12 protein-coding genes are annotated in these 22,384 nt (G+C 48.2%); 6 read left to right on the top strand and 6 right to left on the bottom strand.

What is annotated here, in order from left to right:
• The first annotated feature begins 125 nt into the window (after window positions 1-125).
• From AC1DYT_RS05205 to AC1DYT_RS05185, 5 genes are all read left to right on the top strand, one after another.
• Window positions 126-2,624, top strand: coding sequence for a glutaminase family protein (locus tag AC1DYT_RS05205; RefSeq protein ID WP_477468584.1), 2,499 nt, complete (start codon window positions 126-128; stop codon window positions 2,622-2,624).
• A gap of 337 nt (window positions 2,625-2,961) precedes the next feature.
• Window positions 2,962-5,640 (top strand): ThuA domain-containing protein, encoded by a 2,679-nt coding sequence (locus AC1DYT_RS05200; protein ID WP_477468583.1) that lies wholly within the window; start codon window positions 2,962-2,964, stop codon window positions 5,638-5,640.
• Window positions 5,641-5,701: 61 nt separating this feature from the next.
• Entirely contained in the window at window positions 5,702-8,059 is a 2,358-nt protein-coding gene (locus tag AC1DYT_RS05195; protein ID WP_477468582.1) for a TonB-dependent receptor, read from the top strand.
• A gap of 239 nt (window positions 8,060-8,298) precedes the next feature.
• Window positions 8,299-8,724, top strand: coding sequence for a DUF417 family protein (locus AC1DYT_RS05190; RefSeq protein ID WP_477468581.1), 426 nt, complete (start codon window positions 8,299-8,301; stop codon window positions 8,722-8,724).
• Between the two features lie 25 nt (window positions 8,725-8,749).
• Window positions 8,750-8,911 carry a hypothetical protein gene (locus tag AC1DYT_RS05185; RefSeq protein ID WP_477468580.1) on the top strand — a complete coding sequence of 54 codons (162 nt, stop codon included), beginning with the start codon at window positions 8,750-8,752 and terminating at the stop codon, window positions 8,909-8,911.
• A 96-nt stretch (window positions 8,912-9,007) separates the two neighbouring features.
• Here AC1DYT_RS05185 and AC1DYT_RS05180 read toward each other — a convergent pair whose 3' ends face one another.
• From AC1DYT_RS05180 to AC1DYT_RS05165, 4 genes are all read right to left on the bottom strand, one after another.
• Window positions 9,008-10,423 carry an efflux transporter outer membrane subunit gene (locus AC1DYT_RS05180; protein WP_477468579.1) on the bottom strand — a complete coding sequence of 472 codons (1,416 nt, stop codon included), beginning with the start codon at window positions 10,421-10,423 and terminating at the stop codon, window positions 9,008-9,010.
• 125 nt (window positions 10,424-10,548) lie between these two features.
• Window positions 10,549-13,749 carry an efflux RND transporter permease subunit gene (locus AC1DYT_RS05175; RefSeq protein ID WP_477468578.1) on the bottom strand — a complete coding sequence of 1,067 codons (3,201 nt, stop codon included), beginning with the start codon at window positions 13,747-13,749 and terminating at the stop codon, window positions 10,549-10,551.
• A gap of 157 nt (window positions 13,750-13,906) precedes the next feature.
• Window positions 13,907-15,046, bottom strand: a complete 1,140-nt coding sequence (locus tag AC1DYT_RS05170; RefSeq protein ID WP_477468577.1) for an efflux RND transporter periplasmic adaptor subunit — start codon at window positions 15,044-15,046, stop codon at window positions 13,907-13,909.
• Window positions 15,047-15,371: 325 nt separating this feature from the next.
• A complete protein-coding gene (locus AC1DYT_RS05165; RefSeq protein WP_477459111.1) occupies window positions 15,372-15,974 on the bottom strand; it encodes a TetR/AcrR family transcriptional regulator in 603 nt (200 codons plus the stop codon).
• Between the two features lie 300 nt (window positions 15,975-16,274).
• Between AC1DYT_RS05165 and AC1DYT_RS05160 the strand changes: the two genes are divergently transcribed.
• Complete coding sequence (locus AC1DYT_RS05160) at window positions 16,275-16,700, top strand: SRPBCC family protein (RefSeq protein ID WP_477468576.1); 426 nt, start codon at window positions 16,275-16,277, stop codon at window positions 16,698-16,700.
• Between the two features lie 54 nt (window positions 16,701-16,754).
• On the opposite strand, the gene AC1DYT_RS05155 is transcribed toward AC1DYT_RS05160, so the two are convergent.
• Window positions 16,755-19,172 carry an ABC transporter permease gene (locus tag AC1DYT_RS05155; RefSeq protein ID WP_477468575.1) on the bottom strand — a complete coding sequence of 806 codons (2,418 nt, stop codon included), beginning with the start codon at window positions 19,170-19,172 and terminating at the stop codon, window positions 16,755-16,757.
• A gap of 439 nt (window positions 19,173-19,611) precedes the next feature.
• Window positions 19,612-22,008 carry a glycoside hydrolase family 31 protein gene (locus tag AC1DYT_RS05150; protein ID WP_477468574.1) on the bottom strand — a complete coding sequence of 799 codons (2,397 nt, stop codon included), beginning with the start codon at window positions 22,006-22,008 and terminating at the stop codon, window positions 19,612-19,614.
• Between the last annotated feature and the right edge of the window lie 376 nt (window positions 22,009-22,384).

Here is a 22,384-nt window from a genome sequence, read left to right as displayed (position 1 = left end):
TAGCAACATTGCGTCAAAAGTTCGCCAAAATGTATCAACGTTATTTTCAAAAAAAACAAATCGATACTATTGCATCCATTATTTTCTATAACCACGAACCTAACATTTTTAAAATATCGTTATACATGAATAAAATCGTCTATTCCCTTTTGGGCAGGGTGAACTATGGCCGCTTGCTATTGTGCGGCACCTTGTTAACTACAGCCTTGCCCGCACTGGCCCAGCAAGACCATGCGCCCGCCTACCCGCTCATAACGCACACGCCTTATTTCAGCATCTGGTCGAACACCGACAAGTTGAACGAAAGCACCACCGTACACTGGACGGGCAAAAGCCAGTCGCTGCTGGGCGTAATTAGGGTTGACGGCAAGGACTACCGCTTTATGGGCCAACGGGCACCGCAATACAAAACCATACTGCCCGCTGCCGATGAAGTTGCTTACAACTGCCAATACACCTTTGCCTCGCCGGGCAACGGCTGGGAAAAACCAGGTTTCGCCGCAGGCGGATGGGCTACCGGCAAGGCCCCGTTTAGCGATAACGAACACACAACCGGCACCCACTGGACCAGCCGCGAAGTTTGGGTGCGCCGCACTTTCAGCCTTTCCGAACTGCCTAAAAGCCCGTTGATCCTTCGCTTGTTTCATGATGACGACGTGGAGGTTTATCTCAATGGGAAACAAATATTCGCACGGGGCGGCTCCAACGGCGATCTGCAAATGTTTCCGCTTAGCGATGCTGCGTCCGATGCGTTAAAAACCGGCGAGAACGTTTTGGCCATCCATTGTACCAATACCGGCGGTTTAGCCTCGTTAGATGCTGGCTTATCCGTAAAGGTTGATGTACCTGCCAATGACGATACTAAACTGGCCAAACAAACCAGCGTTAAGATAGATGCAACCCAAACCACCTACGGCTTTACCTGCGGTGGGGTTGATCTAAAGGTAATTTTTTCGTCGCCGCTCATCATTTCAGACATTAAAAAACTGGCAAACCCTGTATCGTACATCAGCTACCTGGTAAAATCCAACGATGGCAAAAAGCATGCTGTGGACATCTTCCAGGGTGTATCTACCGATGCTGCTGTAAACCAACCGACACAGGAGGTTGAAGCCGAAGCTTACACTGCCAACGGTCTTAAAATTATCAAAGCCGGCAGTATCGGGCAGCCCATCCTGCAAAAAAAGGGCGATGATTTGCGTATAGATTGGGGCTACCTTTACGTGGCCACCTCATCGCCAAGGGCCACCCAACACGTCAACGAAGATGAAGACCCCATAGGCGCGTATCTGACATCATCAGACAAGAACACCACCTTTGTCGGCAAACACTTCATGCTGAATACCATGCTGCCATTTGGCCGCGTGGGCACTACTGCAATTGAGCAGCACCTGGCCATAGGTTACGACGAACTGTATTCCGTGCAATACTTCGGCAGCAATTTAAAGCCGTGGTGGCGCAATACGCCGGGCGCAACTATGGAGGGCGTATTGGCGGCTTCGCTTAAAAACTACGCGGCAACCATGCAGGCCTGCCGCACTACCGATGCTAAGGTTTACCGGGATGCTTACCGCGCCGGGGGCGAAAAATATGCTCGCCTTTGCGTATTGGCCTACCGCCAAAGCCTTGCGGCGCATGCCCTCGTAAAAAGTCCGCAGGGCGAACTGCTGTTTTTATCGAAAGAGAATTTTAGCAACGGCTCTATCAACACGGTGGATATTACCTATCCATCGGCACCGCTATACCTGCTGTACAACCCCGAACTGCTTAAAGGTATGATGAACGGCATTTTTTACTATAGCGAGAGCGGCAAATGGGCCAAGCCTTACGCTGCACACGATCTCGGCACCTATCCCCTGGCCAACGGACAAACTTACGGCGAGGATATGCCGGTAGAAGAAAGCGGTAATATGGTGATACTAGCCGGTGCCATTACGTTAGCGCAAAAAAATCCTGCCTTCGCCAAAAAACACTGGAAAACCCTCACCACCTGGACCAACTATCTCGCCGAGGCTGGCTTCGACCCGGGCAACCAGCTTTGTACCGACGATTTTGCCGGCCACCTGGCACATAACGCCAACCTATCTATCAAAGCCATTGTGGCTATTGGTGCTTACGCAAAAATGGCTGCCATGCTGGGCGATACCAAAACCGCCGCTAAATACAGCACGCTCGCTAAGGACTTAGCCGCCAAATGGATGGTTAAAGACGACGCCGGCGACCACTATGCGCTTGTTTTCGATGATAAAAACACCTGGAGCCAAAAGTATAATATGGTTTGGGATAAGGTTTTGGGCCTTAACCTATTCCCACAATACGTATATGACAAAGAGATAAAATACTATAAGGGCAAGCAGCAGGCATTCGGCCTGCCGCTGGATAGCCGCAAAACCTACACCAAAAGCGATTGGATACTGTGGACGGCAGCCATGACCAGCAACCGTATCGACTTTGATGCGCTGGTAAACCCAATCTACAAATACGCGCAGCAAACACCAACGCGCGTACCTTTAAGCGATTGGCACGAAACCACCGACGGTAAAATGGTGGGTTTCCAGGCGCGCAGCGTGGTTGGAGGCTATTTTATGAAAACACTTAAAGACAAGATGACGGCTAAGAAATAAGCCATCGGAAAATTACTTTTCTTCATTGAGCCCTCACATTCGATTGCAATGTGAGGGCTTTTTTATGCTCCCCGCATAAGGGTCAGCCGGATGAAGACTGCCCAGGCAAAAACCGCCCATTTTAGCCCCACTGCAACAAATCCGTTACCCTCCGATAGAAATTGCAATCGATTGAATTATTAATAAGTAATTAGTAAAAAATTAGTTATAAAGTGCAATATTTGGGTTTACCAAGGTGCCATTTATTAAATTTTAATATTATCTTTATTGCGTTATAAGTACGCAATGAGAACAAGCTTATCAAACAACTAATTACCAATTATATAAACATCACAAAATGCGATTAAAAATTACCTTGCTGCTTGCGCTATGCGTTACGCTGTTTAGCTTTAGCAAAATACCGGTAAAGCCGCGAATACTGGTTTTTACCAAAACCAGTGGCTATCACCATGCCAGCATAGCTGTGGGCGTGCCGGCTATCATGAAATTGGGCGCAGAGAACAATTTCCTGGTGGATAGCACTTCTGATGCCAGCAAAATCAGCGAAGAAAACCTGAAGAAATATTCGGCAGTAGTATTCCTGAATACTACAGGCTACATGCTGGACAATTATCAGCAGGCCGACCTGGAACGCTACATGCAGGCAGGCGGTAACTTTGTTGGCGTGCATGCCGCTGCCGATGCCGAATACGACTGGAAATACTACGGCCGCCTGGTGGGCGCTTACTTCGTAAGCCACCCTATGCAGCAGGAAGCTGTGTTGAAGATCGTAGACAAAAACCATCCCTCTACCCGCAACCTGCCCGATACCTGGACACGTAAAGACGAATGGTACAATTTCAAAAGCATCAGCCCCAAGATACACGTGCTCATCAATATTGATGAAACCAGCTACAAAGGCGGCATAAACGGCACCAGCCACCCAATGGCCTGGTACCAGAACTTCGAGAACGGTCGCTCATTCTACACCGAACTGGGCCATACCGACGAATCGTACAGCGACCCTATGTTCCTGGGCCACTTGCTGGGCGGCATTAAATACGCCATAGGCGATAACAAACCGCTCGATTACAGCAAATGCACCACCCTGCGCGTTCCCGAGACCAACCGTTTCCAAAAAACGCAGCTGATAACCGGCACTTTCTTCGAGCCTACCGAAATGGCCGTATTGCCCAATTTCGATATATTGGTATCACAACGCCGCGGCGAGATCATGCTGTATAAAAACAGTACCAAAACCGTTAAACAGGCCGGCTTTTTAGATGCCTACTGGAAAACCAAGCATACCAAAGGCGTTAATGCCGAAGAAGGTGTGTTAGGTTTAAACATCGACCCTGATTTTAAAACCAACCACTACGTTTATATTTATTACAGCCCTGCAGATACATCGGTTAACCGCTTATCGCGTTTCACAATGACCGGCGACACCATCGATAACAAGACCGAGAAAGTAATTTTGCAGCTCTACTCACAGCGCGAGATCTGCTGCCATACCGGTGGTTCGATAGCGTTCGGTCCGGATCATATGCTTTACCTTTCTGCAGGCGATAACTCTACCCCTTTTGATGAGCCGGGCAAAAAACCATTCAACACCCGCGCATTCGCACCGCTGGATGACCGTCCTGAATTCATTAACCACGATGCACGTCGCTCGGCCGGTAACACCAACGATTTGCGCGGCAAGATCCTGCGTATAAAAATAAATCCCGACGCTACTTACAGCATCCCCGAAGGGAACCTATTTAAACCAGGCACCCCAAAAACCCGCCCCGAGATTTATGTAATGGGCGACAGGAACCCTTACCGTATATCGGTAGACCAGAAGAACGGCTTCCTATACTGGGGCGAGGTTGGTCCGGATGCACAGAAAGACAGCCTTGACACACGCGGCCCGCGCGGTTACGATGAGTTTAACCAGGCACGTAAAGCAGGCTTCTTCGGCTGGCCTTTCTTTGTGGGTAATAACTACGCTTACCGCCCATATGATTACGCAACAGGCGTATCCGGCCCGGCTTTCGATCCGCTGCACCCTGTAAACGATTCGAAGAACAACACCGGCCTGCGCGAATTGCCACCGGCACAACCAGCGTTTATCTGGTACCCATATGCCGAATCTCCGGATTTCCCGCAGGTAGGCACAGGTGGTCGTAACGCAATGGCAGGCCCGGCTTACTATACCGACATGTTCCCGAAAGCAACCCGTTACCCGGATTATTTGAACAAAAAAGTAGTTTTTTACGACTGGATACGCGGCTGGATAAAATTGCTCACCCTGCAGCCAAACGGCGATTTGGATAAGATGGAGCCGTTTATGGCAGGCACCAAATTCAATAACGTAATTGATATGGAAACAGGCCCCGATGGCAGGATATATCTATTAGAGTACGGCAGCGGCTGGTTCGCCAAAAACAAAGACGCAGGCCTGGCGCGTATAGATTACAACAATGGCAACCGCGCGCCCGAAGTAGCCTCTGTTGCTACCAGCAAGGCTTATGGCGCCTTGCCTTTAACCGTAGTGCTTACGGTAAAAGCAACCGACCCGGAGAAAAACAAGATGACTTACGTATGGAATTTGGGCAACGGTATCAAAAAAACAACAACGCTGCCAAAGCTAACCTATACATATACCAAAAAAGGCAACTTTACCGTTTCGGTAGTAGCTAAAGACGAATACGACGCTATCAGCACGCCAAAAACGGTTGCTGTATTGGCCGGCCAGGATTCGCCTGATATGAAAGCCAAGCTGGCCAACATGAAAGCAAATGCAGCAGGCAAAGCCCTGATGCTGTCGCTGGATTGCAGCGCCTGCCATAAGATAAGCGAAAAATCGGTAGGCCCTTCCTTTACCGATGTAGCTAAGAAATATCCGGCCAACGCAGCATCTACTGCCCACCTGAGCAAGAAGATCGTAAACGGCGGCCACGGTGTTTGGGGCGACGTGGATATGCCTGGCCACCCGGCATTGAAAGCTGCCGATACGCAAAAGATCATCAACTGGATATACACACTTAAATAATAAAATTCTTTTCTTTGCAGCGGATATGATACCCCCATCATATCCGCTTTTTAATTTAATAATGAAACAACTATACACATTCCTCCTATTTATGCTGGCCATGTTCGGCGCAGCATCCGCTCAAACGGGTACTAATTTTACGGGTACCGTTACTACTACAACCTCTGCTCCTCTGTCCGGTGCTACCGTAAGCTTGTTGAATACCAACTATGCTACTACCACCAACCAGCAGGGCAGCTTTACCTTTAAAAACGTACCCGCAGGTAGCTATACGCTACACGTAAGCAGCATAGCTTACGCCGCTATCAGCAAAAACATTACAATCAGCGCAGGCGCGCAGCCCATCAGCATACAGCTAAACGAAGCAAGCAGCCGACTGGATGAAGTAGTGGTTACCGCGCAAAAGCGCGAAGAAGGTGCCCAGCAGGTACCATTCAGCATCTCTACCCTATCGGCCAAACAGGTGCAGGAATACAAGATCTGGAACCTGAAAGATATTACCGCCATAGTGCCCAACTTATATTCGGCAGGCCCAGGCGACGACCGCAACGTTACGGGTATAAGGGGCGTTGCCACTACCTCTTACGATCCTGCAGTAGCTACGTATATAGACGGTGTAAACCAGTTCAGCCTGGATACCTACATCCCCCAGCTTTTTGATGTAGAGCGCGTAGAAGTATTGCGCGGCCCGCAGGGCAGCCTTTATGGCCGCAATGCCATGGGTGGCGTTATCAACATCATCACCAAACAGCCTACCAACCAAACCACCGGCTTCGCCGAACTAAACTTTGGCAGCTATGGGCAAAAACGCATCAGCGCAGGCATACGCACGCCGCTAATAGCCGATAAACTGTTCCTGGGTGTTGCAGGCCTTTACAACGGCTTCGATGGTTTTTACAACAACGGGTTCAACAATACCAAACTGGATAAGCAGCACTCATTTTTGGGCAACTATTACTTGAAGTACCTGGCATCGCAAACCTTTGCCTTGACTTTGAACGTGAAGACCTACATCAACCGCAACAACGGCCCGTTTGCTTTATCAGGTTCGCCGGATGATGCCATAGGCTCGCCTTTCCAGGTGAACCAGAATGCTACTACCAAAATGATCGATAACACGCTGAACGCATCGTTATCGGCCAATTATACCGGCAAAGGTTTCAACTTTACCTCTAATACCGCTTACCAAAAAAACAATCGTTACTACCAGGTGCCTATCGATGGCGATTTCTCTCCCATCGACGGCGTTACGCTGATCAACAACTACGGGCCTGAATTCAACAAGGTGAAAGTAACCACGCAGGAGTTCAGGTTCTCGTCGCCTGCATCGGCAACCAACATCCGCTGGACGGCTGGTCTTTACGGTTTCTACCGTTACGCACCAACAAAAACGGCAACGCATTTCGGTGCCGATGGCGAAATGGTAGGCGCACCCTTCCCTAACTTCAGCACTATCAACACCAATATCGAGCATAACTACGGCACGGCGCTATTCGGCCAGGTAACTTTCGTACTCGACCCGAAATGGGATTTGACCGCAGGCCTGCGCTACGATTACGAGCACAAGAAAGAAGAAGTAAAAGGCGAGTTCCAGATGGATAACGACCCTTCCCCTACCACTACGCAAAACGACACCTCATCAACGGCCAGCTTCAAGGCATTTACGCCGAAACTGAGCCTGGCTTACCATGTATCTGATGCCAACAACCTGTACGCTACCTACAGCCGTGGTTTCCGCGCAGGTGGTATCAGTCAGCTGGGTGCAGACCCATCGCAACCGCCGTTGTTCGCCTACAAACCAGAGTACAGCAACAACTTCGAAGTAGGCTCAAAAAACTTCCTGTTGGATAATAAATTAAGGGTGAACGTATCCTTGTTCTATATCTCCATTAACAATGCACAGGTGCCTACCCTGGTATTGCCGCAAGCTATTACCGTAACCAAAAACGCAGGCAAGCTGCACAGCAAGGGTGCCGAGCTGGAGCTTGCTACTACGGCTATCAAAGGCTTCGATATATCGTACAACCTGGGCTATACCCACGCCCGCTATACCGATCTTAACGTGCCCAACAATGGCAGCGTAGTGAGCCTGAAAGGCAACCGCCAGGTTTATACGCCAGATGTTACCTCTATGCTGGCCATACAATACAATTACCGTATAACAGCAGACGTAAAACTCATCGCCCGCAGCGAATGGAAGTACCTCGGCAAGCAATACTTTGATTTGGGCAACAACGTAGAGCAAAAATCCTACAGCCTGTTCAACGTCCGTTTAGGCGTAAGCACTAAGCAATTCGATGTATTTGCATGGGGCAGCAACCTGGGAAACAAACATTATATAGATTACGCTTACGATTTCGGCGCATCGCACCTGGGCAACCCAAGGATGTACGGCGTAACTTTGAGGACGAACTTTTAAAGTTTTTTTGTTCCCCTCTTGAGAGGGGGCGCGGAGGCACAGGCGAAGGGGGGTGTGTTAGCCACTATGCAATCGACGAAACACACCCCTCCGCCCCTCTCTAGAGGGGAATCGCACAAGGCCCGTTCTTTAGACCACAACCGCCCCGGCAAACCGCCGGGGCGGTTTTTTTATAACCTGCTGTAAGGCATCGCCCTCACCTGCGACTAAGCCACCAAAAACCAAAATTTACAAACAGCATGAACCACACAAAAACCGGCTACACTTTAGGGGTAGCAGCCACAGCACTCCTATTAATATGGATAGGCATTTTCAAATTCACACCCACCGAAGCGGCAGCCATTAAACCACTGGTAGAGAACAGCTTCCTGATGAGCTGGATGTATAAGATAGGCACCGTACAGCAGGTATCCAACTTCATCGGCTTTTTCGAAATCGTTACAGGCACACTGCTGATTGCCTCGTTCTGGCAAAGCAAAGCCGGGTTGATTGGCGGTTACCTTACCATTATCATCTTCCTCACTACGCTAAGCTTTTTGGCAACTACGCCCGGGGTTTGGAAAACGGTTGATGGCGTACCCACTACCGAATTCTTCGTACTAAAGGACCTTGCCTATTTGGCCATTGGCTTGATGATTATCGGCAAGCATTCGCCAAAAAAATAAAACCGGCGCGGCGCGGTTAACGTAAATGCCATTACCGTCGCCGCAGGGTCTCTCGATAGAGGACCCTGCGGAAGCAGGACATTCCGGCTTGTACCGAGATGTATTTTTATCAATCGAGATGCATACAGGCTACCTGTCCTACGGCGCAGGGTCCTCTATCGAGAGCCCCGGCGGTAACGGGAAATAACCCTACATAACTATCGGCGAATCCTTTCCCCAAAACGCAAAAAAGCCTCCCGTGAATCAGGAGGCTTTTGGTATATATAGGGTTGGTAATAGTTGCTTATTTCCAGCCGCCGCCCAGTGAGCGGTACAACTCGGCTACGGCGCTTAATTGGGTACGTTTTACAGTAGCCAGTTCCAGCTCACCTTGTAAAACATTGCCTTGAGCGGTAATCACCTCCAGGTAGTTGGCCAAACCGTTCTTGAATAACAGGTTGGCATTGGCGGTTGCCTGCTGCAGGGTTTTTACGCGGTTGGCAGCAATGGCCTGCTGTTGTTTCAGCTTCTCTATCTTCACCAAAGCATCGCTCACCTCGCCTACTGCGTTCAGTACAGACTGGCGGAACTGCAGCACGGTTTTCTCGCGCTCTACCTTGGCAACTTCAAACTGCGTACGCAACTGTTTCTTCTGGAAGATGGGCTGCACAATGCCGCCTGCCACCGTACCGAACAATGATGCAGGCAGGTTGAACCAGTTGCTGGCCTTGAAAGAATTTACGCCGCCGCTGGCGGTTATGGTTAATGAGGGATACATAGCTGCCTTGGTAATACCCACGTTGGCATTGGCGATGGTAAGCGCCAGTTCGGTGCTTTTTACATCGGGCCTGCGGCTTACGATGGCCGATGGCAAACCCGCCGATAGATTATCGGGGATGGTTAAATCATCCAGTTTGGCGCTGCGGGCAATCTTATCGGGCAGTTGGCCAGCCAGGATGCTCAGGGCGTTTTCCTGTATGGTAATGTTCTGCTCGAATTGCGGCACCAATTGTTCTGCCGCCTGGCGCTGTGCTTCGGCTTGCTGCACGGCCAGGGAAGTTACCTGCCCGGCATCGTACTGTAAACGGATAATGCGCAGGGTGCTATCGTTCAGCCTCACGTTCCTTTGTGCAATGTTCAATTGCTCATCCAGCATCAACAGGTTATAATACCCTTGCGATACGCTGGCCACGATATTGGTTTGGATAGCCTTTTTGGCTTCGGCAGTTTGCAGGTATTGCGCAAGCGCAGCACGCTGGCGGTTCTTTATCTTACCCCATATATCTGCCTCCCATGACAAGGCCAGGTTGGCAGAGTAGTCTTCTACATGGTTGGTGCCGATCCCGAATTGGGCGATGCTTAGGCCGGTAACGCTGTTATCGCTTGGGCGGTTGCTGCTGGCTGTTACGTTTAGAGCCAGGGTGGGCACATAATCCCATTTAACCCTGCTGAACAGCAACTGCGATGATTCGATGTTCTTCACTGCTATCTGCATATCGTAGTTTTTGGCTATGGCGCTGTCTATCAGCTTCTGCAGGGTAGCATCGGCAAAAAAGTCCTTCCATTGTATGTCGGCAATGCTGGTGGTATCGCCTACGGCTGCCACGTTCCTGAACTCGGCAGGCAAAGCCGGCTTGGGTGTTTCGACATCTTTCGAAACTGAACAGGCACTCAATACTAAAAGCATCAATGCTGTAAACCCGTTTATATATTTTTTCATTTTGTGTGTTGTTAAAATTGTTAGCCTCGTAGCCTCACCCTGCCCTCTCCAAAGGAGAGGGTTCTAAAAAGCCACTATAAGTTCCTCTCCATTGGAGAGGGGTTTGGGGTGAGGCTTCCTGCTTTTTATATCATTTCCGGTTTTAATTCATCAACATGTTTACCGTCGGTATTTTTATTCCGGTGCCTGTCAAATGGCACGCCGCTTATACGTTCCTGCAAATGCTGGAATATCACGAACAATACCGGGATGATAAATAAGCCCAGCAATACGCCGGATACCATCCCGCCTGCTGCACCGATACTGATAGAGTGGTTACCCTGGGCCGATGGGCCGGTGGCAATACTCATCGGGAACAAGCCGAATACGAAGGCCAGCGAGGTCATCACAATCGGGCGTATCCTTAAGCGGGCGGCTTCGATAGCTGAATTTACCAGGCTCATGCCGCTGCGTCGTTTCTGCACCGCAAACTCTACTATCAGGATGGCATTCTTAGCCAGCAACCCGATGAGCATGATGAGCGCTACCTGTACGTAGATGTTGTTTTCGATACCGGTTAAGCCCAATACCGCAAACACACCAAACAGACCGGTAGGGATAGAAAGGATAACCGCCAATGGCAGGATATAACTTTCGTACTGTGCCGATAGCAGGAAGTACACGAACACCAAACACAGCAGGAACACCACGGTTGATTGCCCGCCCGATGATATCTCCTCGCGGGTTTGGCCCGAGAACTCGTAAGTAAAGCCGTCAGGCAGTTCTTCTTTGGCCGTTTCCTCGATCGCTTTGATGGCATCGCCCGAGCTATAGCCCGGTTTAGGGATGGCATTTACTTCGATAGAGTTGAACAGGTTATAACGCGAAGCCGTTTCTGAACCGTAAACGCGGGTAAGTTTCACCAGCGTGTTTATCGGTACATTTTCGCCTTTGTTGTTTTTAACAAATACTCGGTCGATAGTACTTGGGTCGGTGCGGTCTTTTACATCAGCCTGTACTACCACGCGATAATATTTACCGAAACGGTTAAAGTCGGATGCTTGTGCTGTACCGAAGTAAGCCTGCATGGTAGAGAGGATGTCTTTAACATTTACGCCCAGTTGACTGGCTTTTTCGTCGTCGATATCCAATTGCAGTTGCGGATAATCGGCCTTGTACGATGTAAATGCGTAGGCAACAGCCGGTTTCTGCATCAGCTTGGCAATAAAATTATTGGTGATGCCGCTAAATTTATCCAGCTTGCCGTTGGTTTTATCCTGCAGTACCACATCCAATGCCTCAACGTTGCTAAAGCCCGGTACAGTTGGGAAACTGAACACGAAGAACGTGCCGCCGGGTACAGCGCCTAATTTTCCGCGTACGATATTCTGTATCTCGTCGATATTCTTCACCTCGCCCCTATCATCGGTTGGTTTCAGCAACAGGAAGATAACACCGGCAGACGGGCTGCTGGATTGCGTTAAGAAGTTGAAACCTGATAAAGCGGTAACGAACCTGGCAGACGGCAGCGTTTTCAGCTGGTCTTCGGCTTGTTTGAATATCTTATTGGTACCGGCTAATGAAGTACCGGATGGCGTATTAACTGCGATGGCCACGAAACCCTGATCCTCGGTTGGGATGAAGCCTGTTTTGGTACGGTTCACCATAAACACGGTAACAGCAATCAGTACGGCAAGGCCTGCCATGCTTACCCATTTATTTTTGATAAGCACTTTTACGCCGCCTATGTACCTATCGGTAATGTAGTTGAAGCTACCGTTAAAGCCTGCGTAAAACTTATCTGCAAAACCTTTTTTAGGCGCAACCTGGCCATCGGCAGTATGTTTATTCTTCAGGAACAAAGCAGCCAGCGCCGGGCTCAACGTTAATGCGTTAACGGCCGATATAATGATGGCAATAGCCATAGTAAGCGCGAACTGTTTGTAGAATATACCGGTAGAACCGCTCATGAAACTCACGGGCAGGAACACCGCAGCCATTACCAGGGTAATAGATATGATAGCGCCGGTAATTTCGTGCATGGCCTCGGTAGTTGCCTTTTTAGGGCTAAGCGTAGGGTCGTGCTCCATCTTGGCGTGCACGGCCTCTACCACCACAATGGCATCATCCACCACGATACCGATGGCGAGCACCAGCGCGAACAGCGTTAATAGGTTGACCGAGAAGCCGAACAGGTTCATGAAAAAGAAGGTACCAATAATAGCTACCGGCACCGCAATGGCCGGGATAAGGGTTGAGCGGAAATCCTGCAGGAAGATGAACACCACGATGAACACCAGTATGAAGGCTTCTATCAAAGTATGTTCAACCTGCTTGATAGATTCGTCCAAATCGGTTTTGGTGCGATAGAACTGGTTGTATTTGATGCCCGGAGGGAAGCTTTTAGAGGCTTTCTCCATCAGCTTATCAATCTGTATCTGTATCTCGTTGGCATTAGAGCCGGATAACTGGATAATACCTAATATAACGCCATCGTGCCCGTCGAGGTTGGTGTAGCTATTGTACGAATAGGCGCCCAGTTCTACACGCGCCACATCTTTAAGGTGCAGCACGCTACCATCGGCATTGGCGCGGATGGCAATGTTCTGGTATTCTTCGGGCTTGGTAAGCTTGCCTTTATATTTAATAACATACTCGAACGATTGGCCGCTGCTCTCACCGAAACGGCCCGGGGATGCTTCCAAGTTTTTATCCTGTATAGCGGCCATTACTTCGGCCGGGGTAACTTTGTAAGTGGCCATTTGCGTAGGGTTAAGCCATACGCGCATGCTGTAATCTTTAACGCCACCAAATACCTGTGCAGAACCTACGCCGGGAATACGTTTTATCTCGGGTATAATGTTTATCTGCGCGTAGTTAGCCACAAAGGTTTGGCTAAACTTGGTGGTGTCTTCGGTATAAATGGCTATTGCACCAATAAAGCTATTTTGCTGCTTGGTGGTAGTGATACCGTATTGCACAACTTCGGCAGGCAGCTGGCTGGTAGCCTGCGAAACGCGGTTTTGCACGTTTACGGCTGCTTGATCGGGGTTGGTACCTTGTTTAAAATAAACGGTAATACCCAATGAGCCGTCGTTACTGGCGGTAGAGGTCATGTAGGTCATGCCTTCCACACCGTTAATGGCTTCTTCCAGGGAAGGTGTTACCGAACGCAATATGGTTTCGGCATTGGCGCCCGGGTAAACAGCAGTTACCAATACGGCCGGAGGGGCAATATTAGGGAAACGCTCTAAGGGCAGTTTGGTTAGGCCGAGGATACCTACTATCACCAATAATATGGAGATAACTGTGGAAAGCACCGGCCGTTCTATAAATTTTTGAAACATGGCTTTGATTTTTGAAGAAGCAAGACATAAAGAACCAGGAAGCAAGATACCTCACGGTGTCCACTCCAAATCCCTATACCTTACTCCTGGTTCTTGTGTCTTTTGTCTTAACCTCTTTTGTCTTGACTCTTGATTTCTTGACTCTCTTTTGAGGTGTTTAGTTTTTCGCTACCGCAACAACTTTATCGGCCGCAACTGGTTGAGGTTGTATCACGGCGCCTTCCTGCAATTTATCGATACCGGAAAGTACGATGCGGTCGCCTACTTTAATGCCGTCTTTAACCAGGTAGTTGTTGCCACTTCTACCCTCGATGGTAATAGGCAGCTTTTTTACCTTGTTGCTATCGGCTACGGCCCAAACGAATATCTTATCCTGCATTTCTACAGTAGCAGACTCGGGCACGATGAGCGCATCCTTATGCGGCAGACTCAGGCGAATTTTGCCGGTGTTACCACTGCGTAATAGGCCTTGCGGGTTGCTAAAGCTGGCCCTTAAAGTGATAGCGCCGGTGGTTTTATCAAACTGGCCGTCTATCATATCTATATGGCCCTGTTTGGCGTATTCGCTGTTATCAGATAACAACAGGGCTACAGCAGGCAGGTTAGCCAGCTTATCTTTAAGGCTTGCGCCGGGGTACTGCTCTTTAAAGGCCACGAAATCCTTTTCGCCTAAAGAGAAGTACACGTGCACATCGTGCACATCTGATAATTGGGTAAGCGCGTCAACATCCTGCGGAGATACCAGGCTACCTTGTTTTTTAATAAGGCGACCGATGTAACCGCTAACGGGCGCTTTTATCAGCGTGTAACCCAGGTTGATTTGAGCTGTAGATACATTCGCCTTTGCCGATTCGATATTGGCTACTGCAACCTGGTAAGCTGCTTTGGCAGTTTTAAGTTGGTAATCTGATACTACTTTATTGGCAACCAGCGGGGTGAGTTTATCAACTTCTAATTGTGCGTTGCCTGCTGCTGCCTGGGCTGCGTGTAAGGCGGCTAATGCATTGTTAAGGGCTGCGCGGTAAGGCTGTTCGTTTATTTTGAATATCGGCTGACCGGCAGACACGAATGCGCCTTCGTCAACAAATACTTTGTCTAAAGCGCCGCTTACCTGCGGGCGTATTTCTACGTTAACCGTTCCTTCTATAGAAGCAGGATATTCCTGGTAAGTGGTTTGGTTGCCCGATACTACGGTTGATACCGGTAAAGCAGGCGGCGCTGGGGCCGGCGGCGCTTGTTGACCTGGCGAGCAACTGAATAGTGCTATCGCTATGATGGCTATTAAGATACTTTTCATGATGATAATTAATTTTGAGCGTGAGTTTGTAGGGTTAATTGTTGCCCGGAGGCTATTGATGTAGATGGATTCGTTTGTATTGATGGTATTCATGGTGGTACGATGCAGGGCCTTTAATTTTTGATTTTGTCAACGTATCGATGCAATGGTTATCAACATTGCATCAAATTAAATGTTATAACATCATTAAATGATTTAACAGTGTTAAGTGATTGATATGATTGGGTGTGTTTTGTTTCCATAGCTGTAGTTTTTAAATGTTAATAATGTAGATGCTTTATTTTTAACGATACCGGGCAGCCCGGTATTGCGTTGCTTTATAACGTTAAGGCGTTATGCTCCTGATGATGCCGGTAATGGCATCGCGCAGCACTTGCCTGTTTATCTCGTCGCTGTTGCCCCTATCAAGCAAATTGATAGAAACCAAGCCGTGAACTATTGACCAAAAAGTGTAGTACTTGGTGCAAATAATCTCCGAGTCCATATCGTCAATCTTCATCAGTTCGCCTATAGAAGCAGTGAAGATATCCCAGGGCAATTCTGCCTCGGGCAGTTTATTCACCATTTCGCATGCGCAGCTGGTAGTAATGCCAAACATGCCCTGGTACAGTTCCTTATTAGCAAACGCGAAGTTCCAGTAAGCAAGCCACATAGCCTCCAGCTGGTCGGCCGGGCCGGTGTGTGCGTCCTTTGCTTCCTGCAATTCTTTTGCCAGCTTAAGATACCCCTGGCGGTTCAGTTCTAATAAAATCGCTTCCTTATTGGAAAAGTACTCGTATATGATGGGCGCGGTATATTCTATCTTATCGGCAATCTTGCGCATGCTTAAAGCTTGCCATCCTTCTTCTTTCACTATACGTAAGGCAGCATCCAGGATGTTTGCCCTGGTTTCTTCCTTTAAACGTAGAATTCTGTCTTTACTTGCCATTGTCTTAATAACAACTATTAAATCATTTAACAGTGTTAAGCAAATGTACAGCGATAAATCGAACACCGTATAATTTAAATGTCATGAAGTAAAATAAGTCAACTTAGTTTACTAAATAGACACGAATTGAGGGGATTTTTAACAGGATTTAGGGATTTTTAGGATTTAGCAGGATTAAAACTCTTGAAAATCCAACTATTTTTGACGCATCCAATGCATAAGATAAATCCTGTAAAATCTTTTTATCGCTAAATCTGTTAAATCCTGTAAAATCGTTTAATCCTCCAATCCTGTAAACTGATGGAAACAAAACCACTGATCGTAGAACGCCTGCTGAATGCCCCGGCAAGCAAGGTTTGGGAAGCCCTTACCGATAACGACAAAATGAAGCAATGGTACTTTAACCTCGAGAGTTTTGAGCCAAGGGTTGGCTTTGAGTTTAGCTTTGCCGGGCAGGGTGCCAAGGGCGAAAAATATGTACACCATTGCCGTATCACCGCCGCTGAGCCTGAAAAGAAATTAAGCTACACCTGGCGTTATGAGGATTACCCCGGAAATTCGGAGGTGAGCTTCGAACTTTTCCCCGAGGGAGACAAAACCCTGGTGCGCATTACCCACACCGGACTGGAAACCATGCCGCAGGACAGCCCCGATTTTGCCCGAGACAGCTTCTCAAAAGGCTGGAACTATATACTGGGCGAAAGCTTGAAGAAGTTTGTAGAGTAATAGCACTTATATATTAAAAAGGGCCACCGCGGTAAATCGCGGTGGCCCTTTCTGTTATTCGGTTTTTAAGCTTTTTACCGGATTGGTTAAGGCGGCTTTTACGCTTAGCCACGATACCGTTGCAAAGGCAATTACAAGCACCGTTAAAAATGGGACGATAAATAAAACAGGGTTGATGCTGATACGGAAGGCATAACTTTCCAGCCATTTGCTGATGGCATACCAGCCCAGTGGTGCCGACACTAAAAAGGAGATGATGATCAGCAGCGCAAAATCTTTATAAAGCAGCTGCAATATGCCGTTTACCGATGCGCCAAGCACCTTGCGGATACCTATCTCCTTGGTGCGCTGCACTATGGTGAACGATACCAGGCCGAACAGACCTAAACAAGCCACAAAGATGGCTATTACCGTAAATATGCCGAATACCTGCCCAAAGCGCTGGTCGGCTTTGTATTGGTCGTTGAAGTGCTCATCCAGGAAAAAGTAGTCGAACTGATCGCCGGGGAAGAAAGAATCCCAGTTGGTTTTTAAGGCTGCGATGGTTTGCGCCACGTTGGTAGCGCTTACTTTTACCGATACATCCCCCCTAACATCGGGTATGCAGCGGAAAATGATGGCATCATAAGTATCCCGTAGCGATTGCTGGTGAAAATCATCTACCACGCCTATTATCGTATAAACATCGCCCCAAAAGTCGATGCGTTTGCCAAGTGCCTTCGCAGGGTCAGTAAAGCCAAGTCGGCGCACTGCGGTTTTGCTGAACACCACGGTCTTAGGGTCGGTGGTGAATTCTTTAGAGAACTTGCGACCGGCTATCAACTTCAGGTCGTAAGCGGTAAGGTAATCGTAGTCGCCCCCAATAATGCGATACTGATCCGCTGTATTGTCGGGGGCACCGGTAAGTTTTATACCACCTGCGTTCCAGCCTACCGCTTCGCCCGGTACCGATGTAGATACCGTGATGCTTTTGATGGATGGCTGTTTCAGGCATTCCTGTTTAAATGCGCTCATGCTGCGGTAAAAAGAATCTACCTTAACCAGCGGAGCTTTTATCACCAGGGTTTGATCGATAGTTACGCCCAGTTTCTGGGTTTGCATATAGGTTATCTGCCGGTACACGGTTAGTGCGCCTATCAGCAGGAATATAGATGCCGCAAATTGGAAGATCACCATCCCCTTACGTAAAATGATGCCTTTTGGCGATGCGGTTAATTTACCTTTCATCACCTCGATGGGCTTGAATGCCGATAATACGATGGCCGGGTAAAAACCCGAGAAGAAAGTACCCACCACGAATATCCCTATCACTGTAGCCCAAAAGCCGGGTTTTGCAAACAGGGCAAAGCCTATATCTACGCCGGCAATATTGGCCATTATAGGCAGGCAAACAGCAATGAAGGCTATGGCAAGCAGCACCGCCAGTCCGTTCAGGAACATAGCCTCGAGCATAAACTGCGTTACCAGCTGCGCTTTGGCCGAACCAAGCGTTTTGCGCACGCCCACCTCTTTTGCGCGACCAATGCCGCGGGCCGTGGCCAGGTTGATGTAGTTTATCCAGGCAATAATGATAACGAAAATGGCGATGCCCAGTAACAAGTAAACAGATTTACCATCGCCGTTCGCTTGTATCTCGAACATACGGTTAGAGTACAGGTGGATGCTCGGCATGGGTTGCAAGGTATATATTGCGCTCGCGCCCGAGCTGGCAATTTGTTGGTAGGCTTTTTTTACGATGGGCAAAAATTTGGCCTCTACGGTTTTAGGATCAACGCCTGGCTTTAATAATAGGTAGGTAGTGCAGCCATCGTTGTACCAGGCATTATCCAGGTTATAGCCGTCCCTCGGCGGGTTTTCTTTCAGCAGGGTGCTATATGATTGTAAAACATCGAAATTCAGGTGGGTGTTGGCCGGCATGTTTTTCATTACGCCGGTAATTTTTAGCAGCTTGGTAGTATTAAGCGTTAAGGTTTGCCCGACTACATCAGTGCTATGAAAAAGCTTCATGGCCACATCTTCGGAAATCACCACCGAGTTCGGCTCTATTAAGGCGGTGGCCGGATTGCCGCTTAGCAAGGGGTAGGAAAATAGTTTAAAGAAAGCAGCACCGCAGTAGAAATCCTTCTTAACAACGATTTTTTCGTCTTTATAATTAGCCAGTGCGTTGCCGGCGGGTACCAGCTTTACAAAATCCTCTACTTCCGGCACTTCGGCTTTAAAAGCGCTGCCGGCAGCAAAAGCTCCGCCTGCCCATTGGGTGCTCAATTTGCCTTTATCGTACCTATCCTGGTTAATGCGATAAACACGGTCTTTATTCGCATGGAAATTGTCGTAACTCAACTCAAAGCTTACGTATTGTAGTATGAGCAAACAAGCCGCCATACCAATGGCCAGCCCGAAAATATTGATAAAGGAGAACGCCTTGTTTTTGGAGAGGTTGCGAAATGCGATGAGGAAATAGTTTTTAAGCATGGCTTATCAGTTTGGTAAAACTGATAAAGCTAAAAAGATACCAAATATTTAATTAATTGATTACCAACAACATGCTACACAATTACAACTCCTAATGCGTTCGGATTTAATACAATCAACTGTACGATATCGTACAGTAAGGGCTTTTTGAGTGAACACGAATGTCACGAATTAAGAAGAATTTTCACAAATCTGCCTGAGTAGCTATTGCTAATATTTCGATTAAATTGTTCTGTTCAATTCGTTTTTAAAAATTCGTGAAATTCGGTTAAATTAGAATAATTCGTGTTCATTCAAATTGAGTAAACACGAATTTCACGAATTAAGAAAAAATCTCACAAATCTGCCAGAGTAGCTATGTTAAATTGTTCCGTTCGTTTTTTTAAAAATTCGTGAAATTCGTTTCAATTAGGATAATTCGTGTTCATTCAAAGCGTGTCTATAATTTTACAATCATTGCCTTCCCTGTATAAACTACGCTTTTATCAATCTTATCTGCAGTACCTGTGTTTGAGCCATGCGCGCCTTTTACCAGCACGATATTGAAGGTGTGCTTTTTCAGCATACCTTTAAAACTGCCCTTGGTGGCCGAAATGCTTAACTGTTGCAGTTTATCATTCCAGTTTAAAGTGAAAGTAGCCTTTGCTCCTTTTTCGTAGTTATAGTTGTCATTCTCGTCTTCGTAGTATTTAAAGGTGCCGTTTGCGCCGGGGTAAATGCGCAGCTCTATCTTATCGGCCGGTTTTTCGGTCGCGTATTGCATTACCGGGCCCATGGGGACAATAGAACCTGCGCGTACGTACAGCGGCATCATGTCCATAGGCACATCAACCGTTAGTTTCTGCCCGCCATTGTTAATCTCGCCCGTCCAGAAGTTGTACCAGGTGGTGCCTGCCGGCAAGTACACCTCACGTGTTTTGGCTTTGCCGGCAGCGCCTGCGCCGGTATATAGCTGCGCGGTAACCGGGTTTACCAAAAAGGCCGGACCGAACATATACTGATCGGGGATGCTGTAAACGTTGGCATCCTTTTGGAAATCGAACGTGAGCGCACGCATCATGGTGTAATTTTCGGTGTTTACGCGGCCAGCCAGCGAGTAGATATATGGCAGCAAACGATAACGCAGCTTATCGAATTTAAGCAACGTAGCACGGGTATCTTCATCCCAATTTTTGGAGAAGATGGCCCGCTCCCCTTTTCCGTGGATGCGGAATATCGGGCTGAACGCCCCAAACTGGAACCAACGGGTAAACAGTTCCCTAAACTCGGGTTTAGACCAATCGGGCGCTTTCCAGCCGTAATGGTAGCCGCCAATGTCTGATGTCCAGTACGGGATGCCCGATGCGCAAGCGTTGATGCCCTGCGGTACCTGGTTCTTGAAGTTGGCGAAAGTACATTCGATATCTGAGGACCATAAGGTGGCCGCATTGCGCTGCTCGCCCGCGAAGGACTGCCTCACCAAAAAGAAAGCCCGTTTGCCGGGGATATCCCTGCGCCAGCCTTCGTACACGCCTTTGGTGTGTTGTAACGAGTAAGTATTGAAATAATCGATACCCTTGCCGGTGTAAAAGTTTGCTTTGCGGCGTTCATCAAGCAGTGCACCGTTATCGGGTTCGCACTGGTCTATCCACCAGGCATCCCAGCCGTAGCGTTTTACCAGGCTGTCGCGCGCCTGTGCCCAGTATAAATCGCGGGCCTTGGGGTTATGGGCATCGTAATAAGTATCGAAGGTATGCGTAACCACATTATCCCAGGTAATGCTGGTGAGGCCGCCCATTTTATCCAGTGCATCATAATTGGGCGTGCCCTTGCCGAATACCGGCCATATCGAAATCATGGCGTGCAGGTTGGCTGCGTGCAAGGAATCGATCATTTGCTTGGGGTGCGGATAACGTTCCGGCTTCATGATGTGCGAACCAATAGGCAACGGATCCCAGTAGTACCAGTCCTGCACCAGCACATCTACCGGAATATGGTTGTTGCGGTAATTATCTTTAACGGTGAGTATCTCGGCTTCGCTCAGGTACCTGTCCTGCGACTGGAAAAGCCCGTAGGCCCATTTGCCGAACATGGGCGCGCGGCCGGTTGCGGTGCGGTACAGGTTGATGATATGATCAAAACCGGGGCCGTAGAAAAAGTAATAATCTACCTGTTTGCCGCTTTCTGATACGTATTTGAATTTGGTGTTACCATCCTCGGCACCGTAAAAATTGGAGGCGGAGTAGTTATCCCACATCAACCCGTAGCCTTGGGTAGAGAGCATCACCGGGATAGCACCGGTAAGGTATTTGATGGCCATATCCTGGTTGCGACCCTTGTAGTTGATGCTTAATGAATCAAGCGGATGACAGCCCATGCCATACAGGGCCTCATTGGCCGGAGAAACGAACTGCGTAGTACAGTTATAAGTGCTGATGCCCGCGATAGTAGCCGGGGCCATGGCCTTATTGCTGCTTGCCTCGGCAGTAATTACCTTGCCGCTTAAATCGCAGTAGGTAACGGCATTGGTAGCCTTGTTTATTTTAAGCTTGAGTTTAGCGGTTGTTATCGTCACTTCGCTTTTACTATCGGTAACGGTAAAAGCCGTAGCCAGCGGCCATTTGTTGTTTACCACAAGCGACTCTTGGGAAGAGAATCTATCGAAGATGGTGTACTTTACCTCTATTATATCCGCCTGGCGGATGTTGAGCTGCATTAAGCCTTTATCCAGCTTAAAAGTTACGCCTTTAGCATTTTTGGTATAAGAGATAACGGCCGCCTCTGCGCTAATGAAACCAATAACAATGCAGAACAGCAGCAGTGCCGATTTCCTAAAAAAAGAATTTATCTGAAACATAAAAAATGAATGATAATTGATTTTTTAAAAATAGGCACAGCTTACAAAAGCTGATGGTGCTAATTGTACATATTAATACCACAAATGTTAAGCACTAACAATGAAAAGTTAATAATGTATCAATTTTGGTATCTAAAGGGATAAAAAACGAAGGGATTAGCGAAAATAGCGGATTTTTTGAGGCTTTCCGTAGTCAGGAAATGCGTTATGCCGTCCATAGGACTCCTTCGGAGAAATCTTTTCGTACCCCACACGGCAGGTGGACGACATGTAAAGCGGGTTGGCAAAGTGGTGACTTTTATGATGGGGTTCTGAAACAATCAGAATGACGGCTGGTGGTACTCACCCTATCGCAAAAAAAAACGCCCCGGTGAAT

The sequence above is a fragment of the Mucilaginibacter sp. P1_D10 genome (assembly GCF_056406215.1).
This window is presented reverse-complemented; position numbering and strand designations above follow the sequence as displayed.

Excerpts from the sequence above, each read along its gene's own strand:
- AC1DYT_RS05205 (WP_477468584.1), top strand. The coding sequence starts at position 126 with ATGAATAAAATCGTCTATTCCCTTTTGGGCAGGGTGAACTATGGCCGC.
- AC1DYT_RS05200 (WP_477468583.1), top strand. The coding sequence starts at position 2,962 with ATGCGATTAAAAATTACCTTGCTGCTTGCGCTATGCGTTACGCTGTTT.
- AC1DYT_RS05195 (WP_477468582.1), top strand. The coding sequence starts at position 5,702 with ATGAAACAACTATACACATTCCTCCTATTTATGCTGGCCATGTTCGGC.
- AC1DYT_RS05190 (WP_477468581.1), top strand. The coding sequence starts at position 8,299 with ATGAACCACACAAAAACCGGCTACACTTTAGGGGTAGCAGCCACAGCA.
- AC1DYT_RS05185 (WP_477468580.1), top strand. The coding sequence starts at position 8,750 with ATGCCATTACCGTCGCCGCAGGGTCTCTCGATAGAGGACCCTGCGGAA.
- AC1DYT_RS05180 (WP_477468579.1), bottom strand. The coding sequence starts at position 10,423 with ATGAAAAAATATATAAACGGGTTTACAGCATTGATGCTTTTAGTATTG.
- AC1DYT_RS05175 (WP_477468578.1), bottom strand. The coding sequence starts at position 13,749 with ATGTTTCAAAAATTTATAGAACGGCCGGTGCTTTCCACAGTTATCTCC.
- AC1DYT_RS05170 (WP_477468577.1), bottom strand. The coding sequence starts at position 15,046 with ATGAAAAGTATCTTAATAGCCATCATAGCGATAGCACTATTCAGTTGC.
- AC1DYT_RS05165 (WP_477459111.1), bottom strand. The coding sequence starts at position 15,974 with ATGGCAAGTAAAGACAGAATTCTACGTTTAAAGGAAGAAACCAGGGCA.
- AC1DYT_RS05160 (WP_477468576.1), top strand. The coding sequence starts at position 16,275 with ATGGAAACAAAACCACTGATCGTAGAACGCCTGCTGAATGCCCCGGCA.
- AC1DYT_RS05155 (WP_477468575.1), bottom strand. The coding sequence starts at position 19,172 with ATGCTTAAAAACTATTTCCTCATCGCATTTCGCAACCTCTCCAAAAAC.
- AC1DYT_RS05150 (WP_477468574.1), bottom strand. The coding sequence starts at position 22,008 with ATGTTTCAGATAAATTCTTTTTTTAGGAAATCGGCACTGCTGCTGTTC.